General features: G+C 72.4%; 20 protein-coding genes. 13 read left to right on the top strand and 7 right to left on the bottom strand.

The window, feature by feature from the left end:
- Position 1: 1 nt before the first annotated feature.
- Together AB0E05_RS30050 and AB0E05_RS30045 are read right to left on the bottom strand one after the other, a co-directional pair.
- Positions 2-841 carry a formyltransferase family protein gene (locus AB0E05_RS30050; protein WP_361969190.1) on the bottom strand — a complete coding sequence of 280 codons (840 nt, stop codon included), beginning with the start codon at positions 839-841 and terminating at the stop codon, positions 2-4.
- 85 nt (positions 842-926) lie between these two features.
- Positions 927-1,418 carry an excalibur calcium-binding domain-containing protein gene (locus AB0E05_RS30045; protein WP_361969189.1) on the bottom strand — a complete coding sequence of 164 codons (492 nt, stop codon included), beginning with the start codon at positions 1,416-1,418 and terminating at the stop codon, positions 927-929.
- A gap of 345 nt (positions 1,419-1,763) precedes the next feature.
- Between AB0E05_RS30045 and AB0E05_RS30040 the strand changes: the two genes are divergently transcribed.
- Positions 1,764-2,504 carry a serine protease gene (locus AB0E05_RS30040; RefSeq protein WP_361969373.1) on the top strand — a complete coding sequence of 247 codons (741 nt, stop codon included), beginning with the start codon at positions 1,764-1,766 and terminating at the stop codon, positions 2,502-2,504.
- A gap of 12 nt (positions 2,505-2,516) precedes the next feature.
- Here the strand turns inward: AB0E05_RS30040 and lepB are convergent, their stop codons facing one another.
- Positions 2,517-2,963, bottom strand: coding sequence for a signal peptidase I (gene lepB, locus AB0E05_RS30035; RefSeq protein ID WP_361969187.1), 447 nt, complete (start codon positions 2,961-2,963; stop codon positions 2,517-2,519).
- Between the two features lie 3 nt (positions 2,964-2,966).
- Complete coding sequence (locus AB0E05_RS30030) at positions 2,967-3,827, bottom strand: hypothetical protein (protein WP_361969185.1); 861 nt, start codon at positions 3,825-3,827, stop codon at positions 2,967-2,969.
- A 288-nt stretch (positions 3,828-4,115) separates the two neighbouring features.
- Between AB0E05_RS30030 and AB0E05_RS30025 the strand changes: the two genes are divergently transcribed.
- The 9 genes from AB0E05_RS30025 to AB0E05_RS29985 all read left to right on the top strand — a co-directional run bounded on the left by AB0E05_RS30025 (position 4,116) and on the right by AB0E05_RS29985 (position 13,329).
- On the top strand, positions 4,116-5,063 hold the full coding sequence (locus AB0E05_RS30025; protein WP_361969183.1) for an amidohydrolase family protein: 948 nt from the start codon (positions 4,116-4,118) through the stop codon (positions 5,061-5,063).
- Between the two features lie 258 nt (positions 5,064-5,321).
- Positions 5,322-6,782 carry an amino acid permease gene (locus tag AB0E05_RS30020; RefSeq protein ID WP_361969181.1) on the top strand — a complete coding sequence of 487 codons (1,461 nt, stop codon included), beginning with the start codon at positions 5,322-5,324 and terminating at the stop codon, positions 6,780-6,782.
- Between the two features lie 122 nt (positions 6,783-6,904).
- Positions 6,905-7,561: a winged helix-turn-helix domain-containing protein gene (locus AB0E05_RS30015; RefSeq protein ID WP_361969179.1), complete on the top strand. Its 657-nt coding sequence runs from the start codon at positions 6,905-6,907 to the stop codon at positions 7,559-7,561.
- A complete protein-coding gene (locus AB0E05_RS30010) occupies positions 7,558-8,901 on the top strand; it encodes an MFS transporter (protein WP_361969177.1) in 1,344 nt (447 codons plus the stop codon). The genes AB0E05_RS30015 and AB0E05_RS30010 overlap by 4 nt, the downstream gene beginning before the upstream one ends.
- Positions 8,902-9,029: 128 nt before the next feature.
- Positions 9,030-9,632 carry a dihydrofolate reductase family protein gene (locus tag AB0E05_RS30005; RefSeq protein WP_361969175.1) on the top strand — a complete coding sequence of 201 codons (603 nt, stop codon included), beginning with the start codon at positions 9,030-9,032 and terminating at the stop codon, positions 9,630-9,632.
- Positions 9,633-9,891: 259 nt separating this feature from the next.
- A complete protein-coding gene (locus tag AB0E05_RS30000) occupies positions 9,892-10,434 on the top strand; it encodes a SigE family RNA polymerase sigma factor (RefSeq protein ID WP_361969173.1) in 543 nt (180 codons plus the stop codon).
- A complete protein-coding gene (locus AB0E05_RS29995; protein ID WP_361969171.1) occupies positions 10,421-11,260 on the top strand; it encodes a hypothetical protein in 840 nt (279 codons plus the stop codon). Before AB0E05_RS30000 ends, AB0E05_RS29995 begins: the two co-directional genes overlap by 14 nt.
- Complete coding sequence (locus AB0E05_RS29990; protein ID WP_361969169.1) at positions 11,260-12,039, top strand: L,D-transpeptidase family protein; 780 nt, start codon at positions 11,260-11,262, stop codon at positions 12,037-12,039. The genes AB0E05_RS29995 and AB0E05_RS29990 overlap by 1 nt, the downstream gene beginning before the upstream one ends.
- An 81-nt stretch (positions 12,040-12,120) precedes the next feature.
- Positions 12,121-13,329, top strand: coding sequence for an Ig-like domain-containing protein (locus AB0E05_RS29985; RefSeq protein WP_361969167.1), 1,209 nt, complete (start codon positions 12,121-12,123; stop codon positions 13,327-13,329).
- Positions 13,330-13,457: 128 nt separating this feature from the next.
- Here the strand turns inward: AB0E05_RS29985 and AB0E05_RS29980 are convergent, their stop codons facing one another.
- Genes AB0E05_RS29980 through AB0E05_RS29970 form a run of 3 tightly spaced genes read right to left on the bottom strand, consistent with a single transcriptional unit; the run spans position 13,458 to position 17,682 of the window.
- Entirely contained in the window at positions 13,458-14,075 is a 618-nt protein-coding gene (locus AB0E05_RS29980; protein ID WP_361969165.1) for a GNAT family N-acetyltransferase, read from the bottom strand.
- Positions 14,072-15,862 (bottom strand): IucA/IucC family protein, encoded by a 1,791-nt coding sequence (locus AB0E05_RS29975; protein WP_361969163.1) that lies wholly within the window; start codon positions 15,860-15,862, stop codon positions 14,072-14,074. Before AB0E05_RS29975 ends, AB0E05_RS29980 begins: the two co-directional genes overlap by 4 nt.
- Positions 15,859-17,682, bottom strand: coding sequence for an IucA/IucC family siderophore biosynthesis protein (locus AB0E05_RS29970; protein WP_361969161.1), 1,824 nt, complete (start codon positions 17,680-17,682; stop codon positions 15,859-15,861). Before AB0E05_RS29970 ends, AB0E05_RS29975 begins: the two co-directional genes overlap by 4 nt.
- 250 nt (positions 17,683-17,932) lie before the next feature.
- On the opposite strand from AB0E05_RS29970, the gene AB0E05_RS29965 reads away from it, so the two are divergent.
- The 3 genes from AB0E05_RS29965 (at position 17,933) to fabG (ending at position 22,614) form a co-directional block, all read left to right on the top strand.
- Entirely contained in the window at positions 17,933-19,537 is a 1,605-nt protein-coding gene (locus tag AB0E05_RS29965; protein WP_361969159.1) for an MFS transporter, read from the top strand.
- Positions 19,538-19,687: 150 nt separating this feature from the next.
- Positions 19,688-21,628 carry a molecular chaperone HtpG gene (gene htpG / locus AB0E05_RS29960; protein WP_361969157.1) on the top strand — a complete coding sequence of 647 codons (1,941 nt, stop codon included), beginning with the start codon at positions 19,688-19,690 and terminating at the stop codon, positions 21,626-21,628.
- 203 nt (positions 21,629-21,831) lie between these two features.
- On the top strand, positions 21,832-22,614 hold the full coding sequence (fabG, locus tag AB0E05_RS29955; protein ID WP_361969370.1) for a 3-oxoacyl-ACP reductase FabG: 783 nt from the start codon (positions 21,832-21,834) through the stop codon (positions 22,612-22,614).
- Positions 22,615-22,844: the final 230 nt, after the last annotated feature.

Below are 22,844 nucleotides of genomic sequence, written 5' to 3'. Positions count from 1 at the left end.
CTCATGACGAGGTCACCCAGCAATCACGAACCGGCACGGGAACCGACTCCGTGACCCACAGCGGCCCGTCCCCGCACCGCATCCGCACGCCGTTCGCCTCGGTGGTGCTGGTCCGCAGCACACTGACCCACTTGCTCCGAACGGCCGCCAGCGGGCCCGGCACGGGGAACAGCCCGAAGCGGTAGGCCCGCACGAGGTCGTGGATCTCCAGGGCTGGTCGCCTCCAGTCGATGACCGCGGTCTCCGGGCCCATGGGTCCCTCGTACGACGCCTGCGAATCGTCCTGCGGCGTCCCCTCGAACCCTTCTGCCGCCAGAGCCAGCGCCTCCGGCAGCAGAGCCCGAATCGTGTCCCGCACCTGTGCGAAGACGGCGTCACCTTCCAGATCGTCCGGCAGGGGAACGCCACCGCGCTGTGCCACGATCCCACCGCTGTCGAACTCTTCGTCCATCCAGTGGACCGTCACCCCCGTCTCCGCATCGCCCTGCCGAACGGCCCAGTGAATCGGCATGGGTCCCCGGTGCCGAGGAAGGAGCGACGGATGCACGTTCAACACCCCGAGCCGTGGTGCACGCAGCACGGACGCGGGAAGTCGCCACGGAATGCCGTTGCAGACGACCACGTCAGGTCCGTATCCGGCGATGCTGAGCGCGAGGCCCTGCGGACCGTCCGGAGTCAGCAGATCGAGACCGGGCGGCAGCGCGTCCACCACTTCGTTCATGGTGGACGCACCCCGCGTTGCCGGGCACACGTACGCGACCGGGGTGTGGCCGGCCGTCTCACACGCCGCCTGGAGGTCCTCAAAGCCCTCAGCTCCGTAGGACATCAACACGACACGCATGCGTCAGCCTCCCCCACCATCATGGCGAGGCCATGTCGCAAAGGTGCGTGATCGCCCGAACAGCCCGCCGGAGCGGCATCGAGCGTCAGCCGCGGTCGCAGCCTGTGCCGTCGCCGTCGCGGTCCAGGTGGCGGCCGTAGCCCGGTTCGCCCTTTCTGACCGGGGCCGCGCCAGCGTTGCGGGCCGCGGTGCAGTTGTCGTAGTAGACGTTCGCGCCGGCGTCGCTGCGGTCTTCGGTGACGTCCGCCGGCGGGGCCGGGTCCGGGGCCTTCGCCGGTTTGGGGGGCTTCGGGGCCGTGACGTTCCTGGTGACGGTGACCGTGGGAGCCGGTTGGGGGGTTGCGGTGACCGTGGCCGTGGCCGTGGGGGCGACCGTGGCCGTGACCGTCGGGGCCGGGCTCGGCTTGGACGCTGCCGCGGGGGACTTGTCGTTCTCGGAGTCGCCCACGGCGCCGCAGCCGAAGCCGATGGACATCAGCAGGGCGCCGCCCGCCCAGATCCGCTTCATCTTCAGCAGGGGGCGGGGCGCCGGAGGCACGGGCGGTGGCGGTGGGGCGGGTGTGTACGGGTAGCTCAAGGTCCCCCCTTGGTGCAGATGTGCAGATTTCGTGAAGGGCCACCGTAGCGCTCAACCCGGGACCTTGCGGGCGAATCCGAGAACTTCGCGGAACCGGAGCCTCCCGGGCTACCTGAGCGGCAACGCGCCGATGACGGGCATGCGTACCGCTTCTTCGCGGTAGGCGGGGAGTCGGAGGACGAATGCATGGCCCAACCGAATGCACGGGGCGCCCGGTTATGCCGTCTCTCCTGTTGACACCTACCGAGGGGAACCCCTGTGTTCGACCGCACCACGGAAAAACGTCCGCCCACCGGCCGCCGGCGCCCCCGTACCCGTCGGGCCGCGCGGGGCGCCGCAGTGCTGATGGCCACCGCGGCTTGTGCGACCGCGACGACCGGGACCGCCGGGGCGATCGTCGGCGGAAAGGACTCGACCCAGCGGTACGGGTTCATGGTGTCCATACCGATGGCGAACGACAACGGGCACTGCGGCGGGTCGCTGATCGCCCCGCAGTGGGTCGTCACCGCCGCGCACTGCGTCGTACCGGATCCACAGGCGCCGGGGAGCAAGCCCACCGGCAAGGTCCGCATCGGCAGCGAGCAGCGGACCTCCGGGGGGACCGTGCGCACCATCGCGAAGACCGTGGCCCACCCGAAGTTCAACCCGGACGGCAGGAGGGCCCTGTACGACATCGCGCTCGTGAAGCTCGACCGGCCGGTCACCCAGAAGCCGGTGGGCATCGCCGCCAAGGCCGGGCCCGTGGGCACCGCGACCCGCGCCATCGGCTGGGGGACGACGAAGGACGACGCGTTCGTGCTGGCGCAGCGGCTTCAGCAGGTGGGGCTGCGCACCGTCCCGACGCGCGACTGCAAGGGCATCGGTGCGAAGACCGAGCTGTGCCAGCGGGGGCAGGTGGCCGGGACGATGGCGTGCGCGGGCGACTCGGGCGGGCCGCTGCTCCAACGCACCAGGGACGGCAAGCGGTGGGAGCTGATCGGCGCCACGTCCCGGGACGGCGACGGCGACGAGGCGTGCTCCACCGGGCCGGGGGTCTGGACGAACGTGCCGGCGTTCCGGGCGTGGATCGCGAAGAACGTGTCCTGAGCCGTACGGGGCTCAGCTGACCCTGCGCACCCGCCTCGGCGGCCACACCACCAGCAGCGCCCGGCCCGTCACCTGGTCGGTGTCGATGCAGCCGTACTCCCGGGAGTCGTGCGACACCCTGCCGTTGTCGCCCAGCACGAAGAGTCCTCCCGGGGGTACGGCGAGCGCGTGGCGGCGGTCGGCGAGGACCGTGTCACCGCCGACCGCCGCCACGCGCTTGACCAGCCGCCGGCGCCGATCGCCGGCCGCGGTGAAGACCACCACCTGGCCGCGGTCGGGAAAGCGCCGCGACAGCGCGGCCCGCCGGACCACCAGCAGTCGATCCCCGACGAGCAGCGTCGGCGCCATGGACTCCGTCGCCACGCGGACGAAGGACGTCGACCACAGGAGGGCGACGAGCGCGAGCGCCGGCGCGAGGAACGCGACGAGCGCGAGGAGGGCGGGGGCCGCGAGGCGCACGGGCTATCCGGGCAGCGCGAGGCGGAAGTCCGGGATGGCCCGGCCCGGGTCCTCGACCGGGAGCACCGCGGAGGCCCGCCGCACCTCGTACTTGACGTCGCCCAGCAGCACGTAGCCCGCGTCGTGCGCGGCGAACGGCTGCGGCAGCAGGGCTTCGTCGAAGTCCTCGGGGGTGACGACGTCCAGTTCCACGTACGACGCGGGCTCGGCGATGAAGCGGGTCAGCTCCAGCGGGAACCAGGCCGCGTCCGTCTTGAAGGAGTAGTGGACGCTCCCGCTGGGCGCGAAGTTCACGTACTCCGACGAGTCGTCCCGCGCGCTGTGGAAGTACGAGCGCAGGAACAGCTCCTCGCGCCCGCCGTTGAAGACGACCACCGCGCGCTGGAGCACCAGGCTGCACGCCACGTACGCGGCGGGCTCGGCGACGACGGGGTGGTCGACCAGGGCCATGAAGATGGTGTTGCCCTTGTTCAGGTAGTCCTCGTACACGGCGAGGGCTTCGCGTTCCATCTCGATGCCGTGGCGCTCCTGCCAGCGCACCAGCTCTTCGGTGGTCCACGCCGTGCTCGCGTTGAACACCTCGGACGCGCGCAGGTTGTCGAGGTACTTCTTCGGGTACGCGTCGGGGACCCCCCGGCCCGTCACCTGCTCGACCCGCTCGAAGATCTCGCCGTTGCCCAGCTTGACGCGCGCTTCGGCGGGGGCGGGCCCCGACCAGGTGACGACGAGTCCGCCGTCGAAGTACATGGGTGCGTCACCGCACTTCAGGTCGGCGTGCACGGGTCGGGCGAAGCCGATCCGCAGGCCCGTGAGGACGAGCGCCGCGCACGTCACGGCGAGGGCGGTGACAAGGACGATGAGCATGGTTCCTGCGCCTCCTGACGGTCGTGATCCCCCCTGGTCGGGGTCGGGATCGGCCGGGAGACGGGAGACCGGAGACGGCGAGGGACGCCTGGGAGGACCTGCCGTGGAGAAGGAGGATCGGCACCGGCCTCTCTCGGTGCGCCAAACCCCTCTCCTTCCACCGTAGCCATGGTCGTCGACCTCCGCATGTGTCACCCGAACGGCGTAATCACCGGGGTGGGCGGACGGGGGTCCTCCCACACTGGGAGGCGTCACGGGGCGGGCCAGCGCGAGACCCGGGAGGCCACCGTGCGGATCGACGTCCACGCCCACGTCTGGACCGACGACTACCTCGACCTGCTCGACCGCTACGGCAAGACGGACACCGCGACCCAGCGCGGCACCGGCGCCGGGCTCGGCGGCGAGCTGGACGCGCGCTTCGAGCTGATGGACTCGGTCGGGGTGACGCACCAGGTCCTCTCCCCCGCCCCGCAGTCGCCGCACTTCGCCGACCCCGAGCACGCGCTGCACGCGGCGCGGTTCGTGAACGACCAGTACGCGGAGGTGGTGCGGCGCTGGCCGGGGCGGTTCCTGGCGTTCGTCTCGCTGCCGCTGCCGCACGTCGACCTGGCGCTGGCGGAGCTGGCGCGCGGGCTGGACGAACTCGGGATGGTCGGCGCCTGCGCCACCACGACCGTGCTGGACCGGTCCATCGCCGACCCCGCCTTCGACCCGGTCTTCGCCGAGCTGGACCGCCGCGGGAGCGTGCTGTACGTCCACCCCTCGGGCGTCGGCGCCGGCTCCGAGCTGATCACCGAACACCGGCTGACCTGGTCGATCGGGGCGCCCATCGAGGACACCGTGGCGATCATGCGGCTGATCCTGGCGGGGGTGCCCAGCCGCCATCCGCGGATGCGGATCCTCGCGTCCCACCTCGGCGGCGCCCTGCCGATGCTGCTCCAGCGGGCGGACAACCAGGTCGGCTGGGAGGCGCCGGACACCCCCGAGAAGCCGTCCGCCGCGGCCCGTCGGATGTGGTTCGACAGCGTCGGGCACGGGCACGTACCCGCGCTGCGGGCCGCGGTGGAGTCCTTCGGGGCGGACCGGATCGTGCTGGGGACGGACTTTCCGTACGAGGCGGGCGACCTGTTCCGTACGGCCGTGACGTACGTCGAGCACTCCGGGCTGCCGGCCGACCAGGCGCGGCGGATCCTCGACACGAACGCGCCCGCGCTGCTCGGCCTCGCCGCGCTGTGACCCGTTGCACAACTGCCCTGACCTGGGCGTACGCCGTCTCCGGGGGCAAGGGCTAGAAGGTACGGTATAGGGCAGACCCGGGCAATGAGCCCTGCCGCCGCAGCCGCAGCCGCAGCCGCAGCCGCGCAACCGTAGCGCCCGGGCCCACCGACACCGCCGCGTCGCCCCGTCGAACGCCGGCCGTCACCCGCGACGGTCGGCGTCCCGCGTGCGCGGGCCCAGGGCGCGTGCCCGGGCACGTAGAGAGGAACCACCGCCGTGACCACCGCCTCCCGACGTCCGCCGACGGCGATCGCCGAGCGGAACGAGGGCAGCGGCGGCACCGGACAGAGCAGCGACGAGAGCGGCGGCGGGCTGCGGCGCGGGCTCGGCAAGCAGCAGATGGCACTGCTCGGGCTCGGCTCCGCCCTCGGGACGGGCCTCTTCCTGGGCGCCGGCGCGGCGATCTCCACCGCCGGCCCCGCCGTGCTGATCAGCTACGCCGCCGGCGCGCTGATCGCCCTCGTCGTGGCGTACGCGCTCGGCGAGATGGTCAGCGCGCTGCCCGTGCAGGGCTCCTTCGGCACGCTCGCCGGCCGCTACCTCGGGCCCTTCGCCGGGTTCTCGGTCCGCTGGATCTACTGGGTCGCGCTGATCGTCGGCATCGGCAGCGAGGTCGTGGCCGCCGCGATATATCTGCGCTTCTGGTGGCCCGAGGTGCCGCTGTGGCTGGCCGTGCTGGTCTTCGCGGCGGCCGTGACCGCGGTCAATCTGACCGGGGTCGCCACCTTCGGCACCGCGGAGTCCGTGCTGAGTGCGATCAAGGCGTTCGCCGTCGTCGCGTTCGTCGTCATCGGCGTCGTGCTGATCGTCTTCGGGCTGCCGGACCACCCGGCGACCGGGGTGTCCAACTGGACCGCGCACGGCGGCTTCGTCCCTTCAGGGGCGCTCTCGATCTGGCTGGTCATGGCGATCGTGCTGTTCAGCTTCGCGGGGATCGAACTCGTCGCCGTCACCGCGCCGGAGGCGAAGGAGCCCGGGTCCGCGCTGCGCACCGCCCTGCGCACCCTCGTCCTGCGGCTGGCCCTCTTCTACCTGGGGGCGATCGCCGTGATGCTCGCGGTGCTGCCGTGGACGCGGTACGCGCCGGGGCACTCCGCCGAGTCGAGCCCGTTCGTGACGATGTTCGCGGCGGCCGGGATCCCCGCGGCGGCGTCCGTCACCAACTTCGTGGTGCTGGTCACCGCGCTGTCGGCGGCGAACGCGAACCTGTACGCGGCCGGGCGGATGCTGCACTCGCTGGGCGACGACGGGCTCGCGCCGCGCGCGCTGGGCACCACGACCGGGCGGGGCGTGCCGCGCCGCGCCGTCCTCGTGACCTCGCTCGGCTTCCTGGCGACGGCCGGGCTCACCGCGCTGTTCGGGGCGCGGGTCTTCGCGGTGCTGATGTCGCTGGGCACGTTCGGCGTGATCGCGGTGTGGATCGTCATCCTGCTCACCCTGCTGGCGTTCCGGAAGGACGCGGGCCGGCCGGCGTCCACCCTGCGGCTGCGCGGCGGGACGCTGACCCCGCTGCTCGGGGTCGCGGCCCTGCTGTCCGTGTACGCGACGGGCGTCTTCGTGCCGGAGATGCGGCTGGCGTGCTACGTCGGCGGGCCGGCGCTGGTCGTGCTGGCGGTGGCGTACCGGGTGTTCGGGCGCCGCGGAGCGCGTGCGGCGCGGAGCCAGGGCCTGGCTTAGGGCACGGTGGAAGGTCCCGCGCGCACCCCTGTGCGTTTGGACGGAGCCCGCACACCCAAACCGCAGAGGATTCTCTGCACTGAACTCTTTGCAGAGGAGTCTCTGCAACATACGCTTCCGGCATGCCCGACGAGACCGCACGCACGCCGAGGCCCACCCGGCGCATCGACGCCCGCACCCTGCGCGGACTGGCCCATCCCCTCCGGATGAAGATCTTCGAACTGCTCACGCTGGACGGCCCCGCCAACGCCACCGGGCTCGCCGAACGCCTCGGCGAGAACACCGGCACCGTGAGCTGGCACCTGCGCCACCTCGCCGAACACGGCTTCATCGAGGAGGACGCCGGACGCGGCACCAAACGCGAGCGCTGGTGGCGCCGGGCGGACGTCACCAACGAGCTGAACACCGCCGACTTCCGCGACGACCCCGACTCGCGGGGCGCCTTCGGCGTCTATCTGCACGAACTGCTCCACCAGCTCTCCAACCGCGTCACGACGTACGTCAACGAGGACTGGGACGACGCGTGGCGCGAGGCCGGCACCGTCGCCGACTGGCTCGACCTGCGGCTCACCCCCGACCAGCTGAAGGCGCTCAACGCGGAGCTGGCGGCCGTCGTCGCCCGCCACACCCCCGCCCCGGACGCCGAGCCCGGCCCCGACGCGCTCCCCGTCGTGGTGCAGCTCCAGTCCTTCCCCCGCAAGGAGCAGAAGACCCGGGAGCGTAACGCCAAGGAGCACGGCACCGAGGAGCAGAGCCCCAAGGAGCGGGGCCCGGAGTGAGCGGGGCGACACGCGGCGGTCTGCTGCGCCGCCACCGCGACTTCCGCCTGCTGTGGTGCGGCGAGACCGCCGGCAAGTTCGGCGCGTCCGTCACCGGGGTGGCGATGCCGCTGGTCGCCGTCTCCACCCTGGACGCCAGCACCTTCGAGGTCGGTCTGCTGAGCGCCGGCGCCTGGGCGCCCTGGCTGCTCATCGGGCTGCCCGTCGGCGTCTGGGTGGACCGGCTGCGGCGCCGGCCGATCATGCTGGGCGCCGCCGCGGTCTCCCTCGTGCTCTTCGCCGTCGTGCCCGTCGCCGCCCGGCTGGGCCAGCTGAGCATGGGGCTGCTGCTCGCGGTCGCCCTGCTGACGGGCGCCGCGGCCGTGTTCTTCCAGACCGCGTACACCGCCTATCTGCCGAGCATCCTGAGGCCCGAGGACCAGCCGGAGGGCAACGCCAAGCTGCACGGCAGCGCGTCCGCCGCGCAGATCGCCGGTCTTGGCTCCGGCGGGCTGATCGCGCAGCTCGCGGGGGCCGTGAACGGGCTGTTCGCAAACGCCGCCACGTTCCTCGTCTCCCTGCTGTGCCTGGCCGGCATCCGCCACCGCGAGCCGCGCGCCACCGCCGCGGCCAGGGCGGGCCGCAGCGCCGGAACCCTCGTCGGCGACGTCCGCGCCGGGGTGCGGCTGATCGCGGGCGACCCCTGGTTCCGCACCCTCACCCTCTTCGGGGCCGCCTCCAACCTGGCCCTGATGGGGTACCAGTCGATCCAGGTGGACTTCCTGGTCCGGGAGGTGGGGTTGGCCCCCGGTACCGTCGGCACGCTCGTCGCGGCCACCAGCGCGGGCGGCGTGGCCGGCGCCTTCGTCGCCCGTCGGGTCGCCGACCGGATCGGCACGGCCCGCGCCATGCTGCTGTTCGAACTCGGCCTGCCCGGCTCCGCCCTGCTCATCCCGCTGACCGCGGGCGGGGCCGGGGTCCTCTTCTTCGTCACGGGCGGCTTCTTCGTCTCCGCGGGCGTCGTCGCCGGCAACGTCATCAAGTCCAGCTTCCAGCAGCGCTACTGCCCGCCGGAGCTGCTGGGCCGGCTGACCGCCACCGCGGCGTTCCTCAGTTACGGAACGATCCCGCTCGGCGCGCTGCTCGGCGGCACGCTCGGCACCGTCCTGGGCACCCGCGCGGCGGTCGCCGTCATGGCGGCGGGGGTCCCGCTCGCCGCGCTGATCCTCTTCTTCTCCCCGGTCCGCCGGGCACGGGACCTGCCGACGTCCCGCCGCCCGCCGGACGGCCCGGCCCCGGGCCCCCGTCACCGAGACGGACGCGGTCGGCCTGCTCGACTGGGCCCCGATGCGGGAGCATGACGACCTGTACGCCCCTCGTCCCCCGCGTCCCGTCCCTCGGCAAAAACGCCGCGCATTCGCCGATGAGTTCGAAACGCGCTCCCGGTCCACGCATTGCTGCCCCATCTCGCACCCACCCGGAGAACCGCATGCGGAAGATCTTCGCCAGTCTGTTCATCTCCCTCGACGGGGTCGTCGAAGCGCCCGACCAGTGGCACTTCCCGTACTTCGACGACGACATGGGCGCCGCCGTCGGCGCACTCCTCGAACGCAGCGACACCCTCCTGATCGGCCGCAGGACGTACGACAGCTTCGCCGGCGCCTGGCCGGACCGGGAGGCCGCCGGCGGCGAGGACCACGCCTTCGCCAAGCTGCTCGGCGACTCCCGCAAGATCGTGCTGTCCCGTCAGAAGCTGGACTTCCACTGGCGCAACTCGGAGCAGCTCGAAGGCGACTTCGCGACCTTCGTCACCGCGCTGAAGCAGGAGCCCGGCAAGGACATCAGCGTCAGCGGCTCCATCTCCGTCATCCGCCAGCTCATGGACGCCGGGCTGCTGGACGAGCTGCACCTGCTGGTGCACCCGATCGCGGTGCGCAAGGGGATGCGGCTCTTCGCCGAGGCCGACACCACGGTCCCGCTGAAGCTGCTGACGAACCAGCGGTTCGACAGCGGCGTGGTGTACCTGGTGTACGCACCGGCCACGGCGGCCGGCGACGCGACGTACGAGGACGCCAAGCAGCACCTGCCGTAGCGCCCGGGGCGCGTGCGGCAAGTCCGCGCGCGCTCGCCCGTGCTGTGGACGGAGCCGCCGTAATCCTGCGGGAGCATTGGCCACCACCGGGCCGAGGGCGCCATGATCGCCGAGTCGCCCACGGTGCCACCGCGCCCGCCAGGACAACGGCACACCCGTTGGGAAAAGTTCTTCGACCGAGGCAACCCGATCCGCCGCCCGACGTGTTCCTCCTACGTGGACGACGCAACACGAGCGCGACGAGGACGAGGACGGCGGGATGGGTTCCCTGGGCGGCAACGGCGACTTCGAGGCGTTCGTCGCCGCCCGCGGCCCGCGCCTGCTGAGGATCGCCTGGCTGCTCACCGGAGACGCGCACCTCGCGGAGGACCTGCTCCAGACGGTGCTGGCGAAGGTCTGGCCCAAGTGGGACAAGATCGCGCACGACCACCCCGAGGCGTACATCCGCGCCGCGCTGGTGAACACGCACACCTCCTGGTGGCGCCGGCGCTGGCGCGGCGAGGTCCCGCACGACGAGCTGCCCGAACTGCTCGGACGCCGGTCGGCGCAGGACCACGACCCGTACGCCTCCGTCGACCTGGAGCAGTCGCTGACCGCCGTCGTACGGGCGCTGCCGGCGCGCCAGCGGGCCGTGGTGGTGCTGCGGTACTTCGAGGACCTGAGCGTCGAGGAGACCGCGGCCACGCTCGGCTGCACCCCGGGCACGGTGAAGAGCCAGTCCGCCAAGGCGCTGCGCACCCTGCGGACGCTGCTGCCGTCCTCCGCCGTGGAGGAGGGCGGTGACTGCTATGCGCGGGCCTGACGAGGGCCGTTCGGCCCCGGACGGCGACGCGGCGGAGCAGGAGCTGCGCGTACTGCTGGAGCGGATCACTCCGCATCCGGTCGCGCCGGACGGGCGCCTGGGGCAGGTGCGGGAGCGCATCCAGCGCCGGCGGCGGCGCCGGATCGCGGGCGCCGCGCTGCTGACCGGTGTGCTGGTGGCGCTCTCCTCGACGCTGCTGCCCAGTGTCGTACGGCCCGAGAACGTCGAGGCGCGGCCGGCCGACCGGGCCGCGGCCTCCGCGAGCCCCGGCACCAGCGGAGCTCCGACCCCTCCTTCGGACCGGACCTCCCCCCCGGCTGTGGACCGGCCCACCAAGGAGCGCTACCCGCACCTGTCGGGGCTGGTGCTCCAGGTGCCCGCGGGCTGGCACAGCCTGGCCCTGCCCCCGCAGCCGAGGCTCGGCATGCGGCCCGAGACCTTCGTGTCGAACGTGCCGATCACCGCCCCGCCGCGGCCGTGCGACGGCGTGGGCTGGAAGCCCTGCCAGCCCGTGCAGGACCTGCCGCCCGACGGCGTCGTCATCACCTTCGTGCGCTGGCAGGTCGACACCCTCCCCGAGAAGGTGCTGCGCCACGGCGAGAAGCCGAAGGTCGACGACGTCGTGGACATCGAGTGCCAGGGGGCGGGCGGCTCGACCTCGTACTCCGCCTCGATCGGCAACGCGCCCGAGCCCGACACCATCGTCAGCGCCAACATCTGCCTGGGGGCCGACGTGCCCAAGAAGACCTTCGTGGACACCATGAACCTCATCGAGAACGCCACCTTCGTCGCGCCGGAGCGCGCCAAGCAGCCCGGGGGCAAGTAGTGACTCACATACGTCCCCACATACCCCTGCGCGCGGGCGCCGCGGTCGCGGTGGTCGCCGGGCTGCTGCTGGGCACGGCCGCGTGCAGCGCCGAGGAGCCCGCGGCCCCGGTCGCGAAGGCACCGGCCGGCGGCGCGTCCCCGAAACCCGCCGAAACGCCCGCCGCCACGCCCGCACCCCCCGCCGAACTGCCCGGCCTCGGGCCGCGCACCCGGGCGACCATAGGGGCCGAAGTGCAGCAGGTCGTCCTCGTCACCGGCGAGGGCAAGGACTCCAACCGCTCCCGGGTCAGGCTCTACGAGCGTCACCCCGACCTCGGTTGGCGCCCCGCCGCCGACGAGTGGGCGGGCCGCAACGGGCACAAGGGCTGGGCCGAGCGCCACGTACGGGGCGATCTGCGCACCCCCGTCGGCACGTACCGCCTGACCGACGCGGGAGGCAGGCTCGCGAACCCCGGCACCGCCCTCCCCTACGACCGCAACCGCGGCATCCTCTACACCGCCCGCGGCACGAACTTCGAGAACAAGCCCAAGGCCGGGGCCTTGGACTACATCGTCGCGATCAACTACAACCGCATCACGGGGCGCCCGCCGTACGACTTCTCCCGGCCCATGGGCGCCGCTCGGGGCGGCGGGATCTGGTTCCACGTCAGCCACCACGGCGGCACCGAAGGCTGCGTCGGGCTCCCCCGGGGCCAGATGAAGGAACTCCTGCGCAAGCTGAAGCCGGGCGCGAAGCCCGTGACCGTGATGGGTCCCGCGGAGTCCCTGGCCCGCTAGGGCCCCTGCTTTCAAGGCCCTCCGCCCGTCGCTACCGCGACGAGACCACCGACACACCGACACACCTCATGGAGGAACCCCTTGCGCTCCTCGCGCACCAGACGCCGGATATCCGTGCGCACCGCCGCCGCGACCGCCATCGCCGTGCTCGCGCCCTTCGCCCTCACCGCCTGCTCGTCCGACTCCGCGGACGGGAAGTCGGGCTCGGTCAAGGACGGCGGGAAGCCCGCCACCGTCGCCGTCACGCCCAACGGCAGTGGCGTGAAGGCCGGTCAGCCGGTCCAGGTGACGGCCAGCGGCGGCACGATCACCGCCGTCACCGTCACCGACGGCACGGGCGAGCCCCTCACCGGCACGCTGTCGAAGGGCGGCACGGTGTGGACCTCGGACCGCAAGGCGCTGCCGGGGAAGACGTACAAGGTCGCGGCGGAGACGAAGGGCTCCGGCGGCACCAAGGGCACCCAGGAGGCGTCCTTCACCACCGCGCAGGCCGCGAAGAAGAACAAGCTGGAGCTGTGGCCGACGGCGAAGACCGTCGGCGTCGGCCACCCGGTGTCGATCGTCTTTGACGAGCCCGTCACCAACAAGGCGGATGTGGAACGGCAGTTGAAGGTCACTGCCTCCACCAGGACCGAGGGCTCCTGGGGCTGGCTGAAGCACTACGACGGACGCGACCGGGTCGACTGGCGCCCCAAGGAGTACTGGAAGCCCGGCACCCAGGTCCGGCTGCAAGCGCTGCTGAACGGCACCGACTCCGGCGCCAAGGGCGGCTTCTTCGCCAAGGACTACGACAAGTCCTTCACCATCGGCGCCCACCAGGAGGTCAAGGTCGACCTCGACGCCAAGCGGCTCGACTTCGTACGGGCCGGGAAGCCGACGCGGACGATCCCTATCTCCGGCGGCGACCCCACCCCCGGCGCCGACAAGCGGTCCTGGAGCGGCACCAGCGTGCTGATGGCGAAGGCGGGCACGATCCGCATGACGTCGCAGTCCGTCGGCCTCGGCGACGCGTACGACAAGATGGTGGACTACTCGATGCACCTGACGTACTCCGGTGCGTACGCGCACGCGGCGCCGTGGAACGCGTCGTACTTCGGCAAGGCGAACAAGAGTTCCGGCTGCATCGGCATGAGCACCGCGAACGCCTCGTCCTTCTACCAGGACGTGCAGGTCGGCGACCCGTTCACGGTCACCGGCAAGGACGCCAAGGGCAAGGCACCGCTGGGCAACGGCTACAGCAACTGGAACCTGTCGTGGCCCGAGTGGCAGAAGCTGAGCGCGCTTGACTGATCCAGCCTCGCCGGCGTTCGAGGCGCTGGGGGTCCCCCAGCGCCTACACTCCGACGAGGCTGGCTGTACACGCGCGCGGGCCAGGGGGCGGCCGACTCGACCGCCCCCGACCCACCGCACCGCACGCCTCAGACGCGGTCGGCCGCCACCATGTCCGCGTCCGTGCGCGCGCGGACGACCAGCGCCGCCTTCTTGTCCGGGAAGACGACCTCGCCGGCCTCCCGGAACCCGGCCGCCGCGAAGGCCCGCAGCGAGGGGCCGTTGGTGACGTCCGGCTCGGCGACCACCCTGGTGCAGTCGGGGTCCACCGCGAGCAGCCCGTCCGCGAGCGCCCGCAGCAGCGCGCGGCCGAGGCCCTGGCCCGTGCGGTCGCGGTCCCCGATCGCGATGTGCACGCCGAGGTCGTGCGGGCGGTGCGGGTAGTGCTCGCCGAGCCGGTCCCGCAGCACCCGGTACACCTCGACGTACGCGAACTGCTCGCCGTCGAGGGCGACGAGGACGGGCAGGATCGCGTCCCCGGCGAGGTGCCCGGCGATCTCCTCCTGCCAGCGGTCCTTGGGCCACGCCTGGTGCCAGAAGGCGTCGATGTGGGGCGACTGCATCCAGCCGTGCACCAGGTCCAGGTCCGTGCCGTGGGAGCGGGCCACCCGGGCCGTCCAGCGCCCGTCGAGGCGGGGCAGCGGCGGTCCGGGCACGCCAGCGGCCGGGTCGGCGTCCGGCTGGCCGTCCTGGTGCGGGGACGTCATACGGCGGCCTCCTGGAGGGGGTTGGGGGCGTCGAGGTACACGGACTGGGCGTCGAGCGGGGCGAGGACCTCGTCGATGCCGTGCAGCCGGGTCAGCAGGTTGCCCTTGCACGGCAGGGTGTCCGCGGTCAGCCACCGCCGGGCCAGCCGGTCGCCGTCGGGCGCCGCGTCCGCGAGCGCGGGCAGCGCCTGCCACAGCCGGTCCGCGAGCACCGCGAGCAGGTCGCGCTCGTCGGCGAGGCCGTCGACGGCGAGGCAGCCGACGACGGACAGCGCCTGGTTGCGCAGCAGGTAGTACGAGAGCCGGTCGTCGACGAGGGCGTCCTCGACGACGGCGAGCGTGGACTCCCGCACCCCGAGCCGGTCGCGCAGCGCCGGCAGGTGGGACGCGGCCAGGTAGTAGCCCTGGTTGTCGCGGAACGCCGAGCCGGCGACCCGGCCCTGGGCGTCCAGCCGTACGAGGGTGTTCTGCTGGTGCGCCTCCAGGCCGATGCCGGTGGTGGCGTACAGGTGCAGCATGGGCACGAGGACCCGGTCGACGTAGTCGGCGGTCCACTGCTCGGCGGCGTCGGGGCCCTGCGCGGCGACGAGTTCCCCGAGGACGCTGCGGCCGAGGCCGGGCCGCGGCGCGACGAGCCCGACGAGGCAGCGCATCTGGGCGATGCCTTCGGGCGCTTCGCGGACGGCGACGTCAAGGCCGGTCACCTCGGGGCCGCCGGCGCGGCCGGGTTCGTCGACGGCGAGCCAGGCCGGGTCGCGGGTGATGGCGAAGCCGGGGTGGGCGCGGAAGGTGGCGTCCGCATGGCCGGCGTCGAGGAGCCGGTTGATCTCCAGGCCGCGCAGCAGTTCCGTACGGGTCGACTCGCGGCGGGAGTTGGTGAGCCGGAGCCCCAGCGACAGCTTCAGCATCACCGAGGTGTCCGGCCGGTACAGGGTGCGGACGCTGGAGGTGGGCCACCACTCGGGGCCCAGCTCGCCGAGGGGTTCGAGGGCGCCTGACGCCACCAGCGCCGCGATCCGCGGCCGGTGCAGGACGTCCCGCGCCTGCCAGGGGTGTGCGGGCACCAGGATCCGGCCGCCGACGTCGGGCCGGCCCGCGAGGTCGGCGAGCAGGTCGACGGTGTCCCGGCCGGCGAGCGAGGGCGCGCCGGCGACCGCGTCGTGGGAGACCACGGACGGGTCGGCGGCGAACCAGTGCAGCTTGAAGGAGCCGCGGAGTTCGGGCGAGAAGGCGGCCGTGTCGTGGTCGGAGATGCCGTCGCGGCTCTTGGGCGCCGGGTGGTTGAGGTGGCCCAGGAGCAGCGCCTGTTCCGCGTCGAGGAAGGCGTCCGTACCGGCCGGGGGCTCGGGCCGGGCACGCCGGTCGGCGATGAAGGTCGCCACCCGGCGTACGGACTCCGCGGTCCGCTCGACGAGGTCGGCGACCTCCGCGCTCGGGATCGTGCGGCCGGCGGCGACGGTGCGGGCCGCGGCCTCGGTGGACAGCAGCGCGACCGCGGTCACCGGGTCGGCGGTGGTGCCGAGCGGCCCGCCGGGACCCTCCAGGCGGACCGGGGCGAAGCGGTGCCAGCCCGTCGGGGAGCGGTGGGTGACCTCGGTGACCAGCGCGAGCCCCGCGGTGGGCAGCTCGACGCGCAGCGGGCCGGCCTCGACCTCGCGGCCGGTCTCCCGCAGCCAGCAGCGCAGCAGCGCTTCGACGTGGGCGTGTTCCGCGGCGCCGCGGGGGTCGAGTTCGTGCAGCGGGTCCGCGTGCCCGACCCCGGTCGTCGGTTCGGTGGTGACGGTCATGCGCCGCCCTCCTCGGCGAGCGGGTTGGGGTGGGTGCCGTTGGGGTACAGCGCGTGCCGCAGCGCCCGGTCGCCGTAGCGGGTGACCACGATCCGGTCGCGGTTCAGCCCGTACCGGGGGATCTGCGGGCTGAGCAGGTCGTACTCGGCGAACCTGCCCTCCAGGTCGGGGAAGCGACGGCGGAAGTCCCGCTGGAAGTCGAGGATGGTCTGCCGCACGAGCTGCCAGAACCGCTTCTCCGGTACGCCCAGCTGCGCCTCGCACAGCGGCGAGAGATAGCGGAAGTGGCCGACGAAGACCTGGTCGACGACGTGCTGTCGGATGACGGAGGGGTGCTTGCGGGGCAGCACGTGGTCGTGGCCGTCGGGCTCGGGGCCGCGCTCGGGCACGTCGGTGTAGGAGACGCAGACGTCGTCGACGAAGTCCTTCAGGTACAGCCGGGTCGGGACGTCGTTCTCGTCGTAGCCGATGAGGGTGTTCTGCCCGTGCGGGTTGAAGGTGACGCCGTACCGGTACAGCACGTGCATCAGCGGCACCAGGAGCACATCGAAGAGCTTGCGCAGCCACTCTTCCGGCCCCAGGCCGGAGGAGCGCACGAGTTCGGCGACGAAGGCGTCCCCGACGGCGTCGACGTGCAGCAGGGAGGCGAAGGTGCGCACCCGCTCGTTCTCGTCCTTGCGCTCCGAGACCGACTCGCGCCAGATGCAGCCCAGGGTCTCCAGGTGCTGGTAGGGCGCCTGGTCGAGCTTGGAGAGATAGGGGTGGTGCACGGTCACGGACGCGACTTCGCCGAGGAAGACGGTGCGGCACTCGCCGGTCAGGAAGGGGTCGCGCTCCACCAGGCCGCGCAGCCACTGGGTGACCACGGGCGCGCCCTTGGTGCAGTGCGGCGGTATGCCGCGCCACACCAGGGTGTTGAGGATCTTCAGCGGCAGTTTCACGTCGTACCGCTCGGGCGTGGTGACGTTCGCCATGGTCCGGATGGACTGGCCCGGCAGGTACGCGTCGGGGCTGTCGCCGAGCGGGACGATGCGGCGCTGCGCCACGTCGGAGGCGTGCAGGATCTGCACGGCGTGGTCCCACTGCCAGGGGTGGACGGGCATCCAGACGTACGCGTCGGGGTCGACGCCGGCGCCCTGGAGGACGGCGGTGAAGCGGGCCCGGGTGGCTTCGTCGAGTTCGCGCTCGACGATGGTGTGCTCGGACAGCTCGGAGGTGCCGCGGAACTCGGCGAGGCCGCGGTGCACGGCGACCCACTTGAGGGCGAGCGGCTGGGCGGCCTCGGGGGCGTACTTGCGCACGTCGGAGGCGGAGAAGCCGATCCTGCCCTTGTTGGCGACGAGCAGGTTGTGGCCGTGCATCCGGCACTCCAGCTCGGTGTGGCCGAGGGCGCGCAGCTCGGCGACGCTCTCGCCGCCGTGGGTGAGGCGGGCGGCGTCGACGGCGAGCGTGGCGGAGAGTTCGGTGAAGTAGGTGGCGACGGTGGAGGGGTCCGTGCCGAGGGTGGAGGCCGCTTCGAAGAGGAACTGCTGGGCGTCCCAGGCGGGTTCGGCGACGGAGTTGCCGAGCATGCTGGTGGCGGTGCGGGTGATGGACGCGGGGTCCACACGCAGCCAGCCGAAGGCGCCGACCGTGGCGGTGAAGGCGTACGTCGTACCGCTGTCGAGGTCGACGCGGTAGCCGCCGTCGCCGGTCTCGACCGTTTTGAGCATGTCCTCGAAGCACCATTCGCCGATCGCCTTGGCGAGGAGCTGGCGATTGGCCTCGCGCCAGGCGGCGGGGTCGGTGTCGGGGAGGTCGGGTACGGGGTGGTCGGGCATCGAGCGGCTCCGAGGTCGGGGTGATCACTGGGCACTACACAGAGGCTTGAGCAAGCCTTAGGTAAGCCTTGCCTAATGTGCAAGTACGACTTTCGGCCACCGCGTCTATCTGACGTCGCGTCAGATGATAATTGAGGTTAGCCTATCCAAACTCGCCCACCTGTGGTCTTGTCGTACTCGCGGTCCCGGCGGTCTCGCCGTGCCCAGCGGTCCTGTCGTGCCCGTGCGTCTCTGTGAGGTGTAGCCAGCAGTGGTGTCAGCCGTGCCGTCGAACGCCTCGTCCGCCCCGAACGCCCCGCAGTCCACGGGCTTTTCGGACTCACCCGTCTCACCCAGCTCACCGGGTGCACCCGTCTCACCGGGCTCGCGCGCGAAAGCGCTGCCGCAGCCGTCGCCACCGGCACGGCCCCGCGCCCCCTGGTGGACGTTCGCGCTCGTCAGCGCCGCGGGCGTGGTCATGACGCTCGACGTGACCGTGGTGAACATCGCACTCTTCGACATCGCGCGCGACCTCGACGCCGGCCTCGGCAAGGTGCAGTGGGTCATCTCCGCGTACTCCCTCGCCTTCGGCGCACTGCTGTTGACCGGCGGCGCGCTCTCGGACCGAGTGGGCCGACGGGCCGTCTTCGTCACCGGCACGGGCCTGTTCACCCTCGCCTCCGCGGCGTGCGGACTCGCCCCCGACGCGGCGACCCTGATCGTCGCCCGCTCCGTCCAAGGGCTGGGCGGCGCCTTGATGTTCGCCCCGGCACTGGCGCTGCTCGCGACGGTGTACGAGGACGAGGCGCGGCGGCGCGCGGCGATCGCGGCCTTCGCGGCGATCTCCTCGGGCGCCGGCGCCCTCGGCCCGGTCGTCGGCGGGGTCTTCGTCCAGGGCCCGGGCTGGCGCTGGATCTTCCTCGTCAACATCCCCATCGGCGTGCTGATCGTGGTGGGCGCGCTGGCCCGGATGCCGGAGTCCTCGGCGCGCGGCGCGACCGCGAGACGGGTCGACGTGCCCGGGGCGCTGCTCGCCGTCGGGGCACTGCTCGCCCTCCACTACCCCCTGGTCGCCGGTCCCGAGCAGGGCTGGACCACGCCGGGCGTCCTCGGCTCCGTGGTGGTCGGCCTCGCCCTCGTCGCCGCCCTGATCCGCAGCCAACGGCGCGGCGACGGCCTGCTGGACCTCGCGCTGCTGCGGGTCCGCGCCTTCTCCGGCGCCGCGGTGCTGGGCTTCCTGGCCCGGGTGGCGGGCCTCGGCTCGCTGGCGTTCATCACGCTGTGGTTGGCCACGGCGTACGCGTACTCCCCGCTGGAGACCGGGCTGCACCTGCTGCCGCTGACCGGGGGCCTGTTGGTCGTCGGCCTCTTCGTGGCCCGGCTGCAACGGGCCTTCCCGCCGCACGCCCTGGTCGCCGCCGGCTTCGCCCTCAAGGCGCTGGGCCTGCTCGCCCTCGCCGCGGCCGGCGGCGGCGCACCGCCGGCGGTCACCTTCGCCGGCCTGCTGCTGCTGGGCGCGGGCGGCGCCGTGGTCTTCCCGCCGCTGATGGGCATCGCCGTGGGCGCGGTCCCCGCGGACCGTACGGGCATGGCGTCCGGGCTGACGAACGCCTGCCTCCCGCTGGGCACGGCCGCGGGAGTCGCGGTCTTCGGCGCGGCGTTCTCGGCGCACCTGGCGGCGCGCCTGGGCCCGGACGAGGAGCTGCGCGCCGCGGTCGCCACGGCCCGCTTCGACCTGGTGCCGGAGGCGTCGCGGGCCGCGGCGCGGGACGCGTTCTCGGACGCCTTCACCACGGTGTGCCTGACGGCAGCGGTGGTGTGCGCGCTGGGGGTGCTGGCGGCCCGCACCCTGCGACCGTCGGCCGAAACGGGCTGAGCACCGGCCCGGGACCCCCTCCGCGGCCGGGGCACCCCCTATTACGCCCGGGCGCCCCCGTTGCCCTCTGCTGCGTCGCTGGTCGCTGCCATAAAGTGACGTCTCCACACCAGTTCACGCGACAGAGCATCTGTGAGGTACTTCCGAGCTATGCCGACCGAAACGTTTGAGTTCCAGGTTGAAGCGCGTCAGCTCCTCCAGTTGGTGATCCACTCGGTCTACTCGAACAAGGACGTCTTCCTGCGGGAACTCGTCTCCAACTCCTCCGACGCACTCGACAAGTTGCGCCTGGAGACGCTGCGGGACGACGCGCTCGACGTCGACGCGTCCGACCTGCACATCGAGATCGAGACCGACGAGGACGCCCGTACCGTCACGGTGCGGGACAACGGCATCGGCATGTCGTACGACGAGGTCACCCGACTCATCGGCACCATCGCGAACTCGGGCACGGCCACGTTCCTCAAGGAGCTGCGCGAGGCGCAGGACGCGGCCGGGGCGGACGGGCTGATCGGCCAGTTCGGCGTCGGCTTCTACGCCAGCTTCATGGTCGCGGACGAGGTCACCCTGGTGACCCGACGGGCCGGCGAGGCCCAGGGCACGCGCTGGACCTCGCGCGGCGAGAGCACGTACACCCTGGAATCCGTCGAGGACGCGCCCCAGGGCACCTCCGTCACGCTCCACTTGAAGCCCGCGGACCCCGAGAACCAGCTGCACGACTACACCGCCGCCTGGAAGGTGCGGGAGATCGTCAAGCGGTACTCGGACTTCATCACCTGGCCGATCCGGATGACGCCGAAGGCGGCCGTCGCAGCCGACGCCCCCGAAGGACAGGCCGCCGAGGCCGAGGCGGCGCCGGAACCCGAGACGCTGAACTCGATGAAGGCACTGTGGGCGCGCCCGCGCGACGAGGTGTCCGACGACGAGTACCACGAGCTGTACAAGCACATCAGCCACGACTGGCGCGACCCGCTGGAGATCGTCCGCCTCCAGGCCGAGGGCACCTTCGAGTACCAGGCCCTCCTCTTCGTCCCCTCGCACGCCCCGCACGACCTGTTCACCCGGGACTACCAGGGCGGCCTCCAGCTCTACGTGAAGCGCGTCTTCGTGATGGACGGCTGCAAGGAGCTGCTGCCGTCCTACCTGCGCTTCGTGAAGGGCATCGTGGACGCCCAGGACCTGTCGCTGAACGTCTCGCGCGAGATCCTGCAGCAGGACCGCCAGATCCGGATGATGCAGCGCCGGCTGACGAAGAAGGTCCTCGCCACGGTGAAGGACCTGCGCACCAAGGCGCCCGACGACTACGGCACGTTCTGGCGCGAGTTCGGCACGGTCCTCAAGGAGGGCCTGATCACCGACTCCGACAACCGGGACGCGATCCTCGCCGCGTGCTCCTTCGCGACCACGCACGACGCCGACGAGCCCACGACGCTCGCGGCGTACGTGGAGCGGATGAAGGACGGCCAGGACGACGTCTACTACATGACGGGCGAGTCCCGGCAGGCCATCGAGAACTCCCCGCACATGGAGGCGTTCCGCGCCAAGGGCATCGAGGTCCTGCTGCTCACCGACCCGGTGGACGAGGTGTGGGTCGACACGGTCGGCCCGTACGAGGGCAAGCAGCTCCGCTCCATCGCCAAGGGCCAGATCGACCTCGGCGACGACGAGCAGTCCGCCACGGACGAGGAGAAGGAGAAGAAGGAGAAGCAGGGCGAGGAGTACGCCGGCCTCCTGGGCTGGATGAGCGACCACCTCGCCGAGGACGTCAAGGAGGTCCGCCTCTCCGCCCGCCTCACCGTCTCCCCGGCGTGCGTGGTCGCCGACGCGAGCGACCTGACGCCCGCGCTGGAGAACATGTACCGGGCGATGGGCCAGGAGGTCCCGAAGACCAAGCGCATCCTCGAACTCAACCCGGAACACCAGCTGGTCCGCGCGCTCAAGCAGGCCCACGGCGACCGCGACGACCACACGACCCTGACGGAGACCGCCGAACTCCTCCACGCCCTCGCGGTCCTCGCGGAGGGCGGCCAGCCGAAGGACGCCGGCCGGTTCGTGAAGCTGGTCGCGGACCGGATGGAGCGGACGCTGTAGCGGTCCGCGGACGCCTCGACGACGGGCGGCGGCGCCCTGGGGGTGCCGCCGCCCGCTCGTGCCCGGGTCTCGGACGACGCGGGTCGATTCCGGTCGGTCCGCGCCGATCGGCGGTCCCGCCGGGGTGCGGGCCCTCTACCGTGGTGATCACGAACGTGTCCGTGCTGACGGGCGCAGGGGCCACCGAGCGAGGGCGTGGAAGCGTGGAGTTGGGCACTGATTGGCAGCAGCGGTCCGTGGTCGTGACGGGGGCGACGCGCGGGATCGGGCGGGGGATCGCGGAGCTGTTCGCGGCCCGCGGCGCGGCCGTGGCCGTCACCGGACGGAGCGACGAGGGCGCGCGGCGGACGGCATCCGACATCGCCGCCGCCACCGGTGGGCGGGTGATCGGGCTGGGTCTTGACCTGCGGGATCCGGACGCGATCGAGACGGTGGCCGAGGAGGTCCTGCGCCGGCACGGACACGTGGACGTGGTCTGTCCGAACGCGGGGATCTTCCCGGCCAAGCGGCTGCGGGAGATGACGGCCGCGGACGTCGACGACATGATGGCCGTCAACGTCCGCGGGTCGATCCTGGTGACGAAGGCGTTCCTGCCCGGCATGGAGCGCGCCGGGCACGGCCGGATCGTGTTGACGTCCTCCATCACCGGACCCCTCACCGGCTACGTCGGCTGGTCCCACTACGGGGCGAGCAAGGCCGGTCAGCTCGGGTTCATCCGCAGCGCGGCGCTGGAGTTGGCGCCGGCCGGAATCACCGTCAACGCGGTCCTGCCCGGCAACGTGCGCACCGAGAGCCTGGCGGAACTGGGCGAGGAGTACGAGCGGCAGATGACCGCGTCCATCCCGGTCGGCCGGCTGGGCGCGCCCGCGGACATCGCGCACGCGGTGGCGTTCCTCGCCTCCGACGGGGCGGCGTTCATCACCGGCCAGACCCTGACCGTCGACGGCGGTCAGACGCTCCCCGAATCCCTCGACTCCTTCGCCTGAGCCGCGCTCCCGCCGTGCGGCGGGCTGTGCTGTGGCGCCTGCGGCCCGTCTGTGGCTTGTCGCGCGGTTCCTCCCCCCTACGCCCAGAGGGCGTGGGGGGGGATCCCCAGCGCCCCTGACATCCCCACCGTTTCGCTTCGGAAGCATCGGTCCTCAGCGGGCCGGTGGAGACCAACGCTCCCGCAGGGAAACGGCGGCTACGTCCAGCGGGCACAAGGAAGCACGCGGGT

Source organism: Streptomyces sp. NPDC048057 (assembly GCF_040653095.1).
Classification (GTDB): domain Bacteria; phylum Actinomycetota; class Actinomycetes; order Streptomycetales; family Streptomycetaceae; genus Streptomyces.
Note: the sequence above shows the minus strand (reverse complement) of the source record. Positions and strands in the feature narration are given on the sequence as shown.